At 61.7% G+C, this 266-nt stretch carries 1 protein-coding gene; it reads left to right on the top strand.

Going from position 1 to position 266, the window contains the following annotated elements; all coding sequences use genetic code 11:
* The coding region (locus R0J88_RS20780; RefSeq protein WP_410900993.1) for an oligogalacturonate-specific porin KdgM family protein at nucleotides 1-266 on the top strand (266 nt) is incomplete at both ends.

Genomic DNA, 266 nt, shown 5'->3' with positions numbered 1-266 from the left:
CGACACCTGGTACGTCGCCACCCGCGTGCGCCACGACGCACGCAGCCTCGACCGCGACCAGATCGACCACAGCAAGGCGGACCGCGCCAAGGACAACCAGAACACCACCCGCCTTGAAGGCTGGCTCGGCTACACCCCCAGCGGCCCGTGGGCATTCGAATACCAGTACATCCACTTCACCACCGACTACATCCGCTACGACAACAAGAAGCGCGACTACGAGCAGAACCTGATCATCAAGTACAAGCTCAACAAACAGTGGGCGC

Origin of the sequence: Pseudoalteromonas sp. SIMBA_162, assembly GCF_046535955.1 — a bacterium.
GTDB classification, from domain to species: Bacteria; Pseudomonadota; Gammaproteobacteria; order Enterobacterales; family Alteromonadaceae; genus Pseudoalteromonas; species Pseudoalteromonas marina.
The sequence above is the reverse complement of the archived record's forward strand: the minus strand, read 5'-3'. Positions and strand labels throughout refer to the sequence as shown.